The organism is Desulfamplus magnetovallimortis (genome assembly GCF_900170035.1).
GTDB classification, from domain to species: domain Bacteria; phylum Desulfobacterota; class Desulfobacteria; order Desulfobacterales; family Desulfobacteraceae; genus Desulfamplus; species Desulfamplus magnetovallimortis.
In genome coordinates, this window is record NZ_LT828550.1 from 53,089 (window position 1) to 55,681 (window position 2,593).

The following is a 2,593-nucleotide window of genomic DNA, read 5'->3' on the forward strand; positions in this document are numbered from 1 at the left end:
GATGCCATTTTTTTGACCAAAAAATAAAATTTTTTTCTGGAAAGCTATAGAGACAAGGCGTGCCTTGTCTCTACGTTGGAGATAACCCTAAAATGATGTGTTGTCAGTGCATTAGATTCTTATTTCTGCTATCATATGAGCAATGGTCTGTTTGATTCTTTTGGCTTTGCCATTAAAATGGAAGTCAAGGAAATCCTTTTCAAGGGCAGCTATTTTTTTGTAATAGGGGGTCCTGTCAAACTGGTAGTATTTACCTTCAAAAAAAGGGGCTCCGGCATCACAGCCAGGGGATTCTATCTTTTCTTTCAACGGTGTGTAAAGCTCGTGAGGAATACCATGCAGTCTGCATATCATTGGCCTGAAAGGGTAAATCATGCACTTTTCTTCAATGTTAAGAGGGCACATTACTTTGCTACTCTCCCCCTTTTTTGCAGCGGCATCTCTTTTTTTGAGAACCTTTCCCGCCCTTTTTTGAGTTTTGATTCTGGAAGGAAGAGGCATCGTTTTAAAGCCCTTAATAAGATAAGCCTTTTCAATGAATGTGTGGTGATAAAACTCAGATTCACAACAGTTCTCTTTGCATCCATTGCATTTGAAGCCATATTGTGCGGCTTTGTTTTGCCACTCGGTATCCATATCATCATATATTTGCCTGAGGCGATTGAAAAAGATATTATTGTTTGTATTTAAAGTCATTTTCGTTATATGTTTTTCCTTGATACTAAAGTAAAAATAGAAGAGTTGTATCTGTGTCGTGGTTCCGCTGTCTTTATATTCTCAAAATCTACATCTTATTGCGTTTTCTGCAGTTGTTCTATTTGTCTGAATCAGGATAACCAGGATGGAAAGGATGTTATGGATGTCTGTAATTTGACTTTATACCCTTGGGCGGGGGAAAAAAAGCTTGGTATAAAGTTCAAGTGCATATCTGTCGGTCATACTTGCAATTATATCGCATACAGATCTTTTGAGGTGATTTTTAGATGGCTCCCATGGTGCCATTTCCATTTTTTCTAATTCTGCCTGGAGAAAATCAATATTATCAATGAAGTAGTTATATATCTCAATTAATACTTTTTTTGCTTTTATGAATTCCTGATGAACAGATGGTGCACGGTAAACATTGTTATAAAGAAACTGGCGCAATATTGTCATTGCAGAGAATGCCCTCTCTCCCATAAAAAGGATAAATATATCATTTTTTTCTCCGCTGTTGCAAATTAGTTCCTCTATCATTGTTCTTGCCCTTTCTGAGTGGGTGTTGCCAAGCTCTTTTTTTGCATATGGACGGAATCTCGCTCTCTGTTATGACGCGGCTTCTTAAAGCATCATCCAGATCGTGGTTGAGATAGGCAATTATATCTGCAATGCGGACAATTCTTCCTTCAACTGTTGATGCTGTTGTGCCTGGAGTTGAAGGCATGATATCCCCGAAGCCCTTTGAGTGTTTGAGTATGCCATCTCTTACCTCTCGTGTGAGGTTCAGGCCTTCTCCCCGTTTTTCAAGTTTATCAACTACTCTCAGACTCTGTTCATTGTGAGAAAAATGGGGGGAGTATATCTCTTTGAGCGCTGTTTCTCCACCGTGACCAAAAGGTGTATGGCCAAGATCATGCCCAAGTGCAATGGCTTCTGTCAGATCTTCGTTCATGTAAAGTGCTCTTGCAATATTTCTTGCAGTTTCAGAGACTTCAAGGGTATGTGTCAATCTTGTCCGGTAGTGATCTCCAAGTGGTGATAAAAATACCTGGGTTTTATGTTTCAGGCGTCTGAAAGCGTTGGAATAGACGATTCTGTCACGATCAAGCTGAAAAGGTGTTCTTATGCTGCACTCTGGCTCCTGCTTAAGTCGGGGCCCAGAGTCCTGGCTAGCGCAGGCATATTTTGACAGGAATTTCTTTTCCCTTTTTTGATAAATGTGTCGTATTGAAAGGTTGTCTCTATTCATAGTTTAAGGTAACTAAAAACACTATATTATGGTAGTAGTCTGATTATTTAAGAGTTATGATTTCAGTGAATATAAAAAACAGAAAATTATTGTGCATATTGTAGAATTTTTGTAAAGAACTTTCTAAGAAAATATTGAACCATCACAGCTTTGCCTGTTATTCATTTTGGAGGGTGACAGTTTATGGAAGGGACGTGTTCTATTGCTTCCAAGGATGAAATAAATATGCGTTTTGCCCTTTCAGAGGCACTCATGGCCTTTGACAGAGGAGATTTCCCTGTTGGATGTGTGATTGTTGAAAGCGGCAAAGTAGTTGCCACAGGCTCAAGAGAGGGAACTGCTTATACTACAAACGCAAATGAGGTTGACCATGCGGAGATAAGAGCATTAAAGTCATTTTACTCCCTTGATTACATGGTAAAACCCGAAGATTGTACTATCTATGTTACCATGGAGCCGTGTCTTATGTGTTATGGAGCTATTCTTCTTTCCGGTATAGGAAGGATTGTTTATGCATATGAAGATGTCATGGGAGGTGGAACTTCCTGCGATCTTGATTCATTACCCCTTCTTTATAAAAAAAATCGTCCTGTGCTTGTTCACAATGTTTTGAGAGAGGAAAGCCCTTTGCTCTTTGCCCGATTT

4 protein-coding genes are annotated in these 2,593 nt (G+C 39.3%); 1 reads left to right on the forward strand and 3 read right to left on the reverse strand.

Translation table 11 applies throughout. The annotated features are described in order from the left end of the window. Positions 1 to 111: 111 nt before the first annotated feature. The 3 genes from MTBBW1_RS17295 to dgt all read right to left on the reverse strand — a co-directional run bounded on the left by MTBBW1_RS17295 (position 112) and on the right by dgt (position 1,948). On the reverse strand, positions 112 to 696 hold the full coding sequence (locus MTBBW1_RS17295) for a hypothetical protein (protein WP_080805304.1): 585 nt from the start codon (positions 694 to 696) through the stop codon (positions 112 to 114). Positions 697 to 876: 180 nt separating this feature from the next. Further along, positions 877 to 1,236 carry a deoxyguanosinetriphosphate triphosphohydrolase family protein gene (locus MTBBW1_RS30220; protein WP_342743924.1) on the reverse strand — a complete coding sequence of 120 codons (360 nt, stop codon included), beginning with the start codon at positions 1,234 to 1,236 and terminating at the stop codon, positions 877 to 879. Then, positions 1,196 to 1,948, reverse strand: coding sequence for a dGTP triphosphohydrolase (gene dgt / locus MTBBW1_RS17300; protein WP_342743925.1), 753 nt, complete (start codon positions 1,946 to 1,948; stop codon positions 1,196 to 1,198). The genes MTBBW1_RS30220 and dgt overlap by 41 nt, the downstream gene beginning before the upstream one ends. Before the next feature lie 183 nt (positions 1,949 to 2,131). Between dgt and MTBBW1_RS17305 the strand changes: the two genes are divergently transcribed. Next, positions 2,132 to 2,593, forward strand: a 462-nt coding sequence (locus MTBBW1_RS17305; RefSeq protein WP_080805305.1) for a nucleoside deaminase, incomplete at its 3' end; no start/stop codon positions are given.

What these genes read in the sequence shown, in the direction of transcription:
- MTBBW1_RS17295 (WP_080805304.1), bottom strand. Translation starts at nt 696, where the DNA reads ATGACTTTAAATACAAACAATAATATCTTTTTCAATCGCCTCAGGCAA.
- MTBBW1_RS30220 (WP_342743924.1), bottom strand. Translation starts at nt 1,236, where the DNA reads ATGATAGAGGAACTAATTTGCAACAGCGGAGAAAAAAATGATATATTT.
- dgt (WP_342743925.1), bottom strand. Translation starts at nt 1,948, where the DNA reads ATGAATAGAGACAACCTTTCAATACGACACATTTATCAAAAAAGGGAA.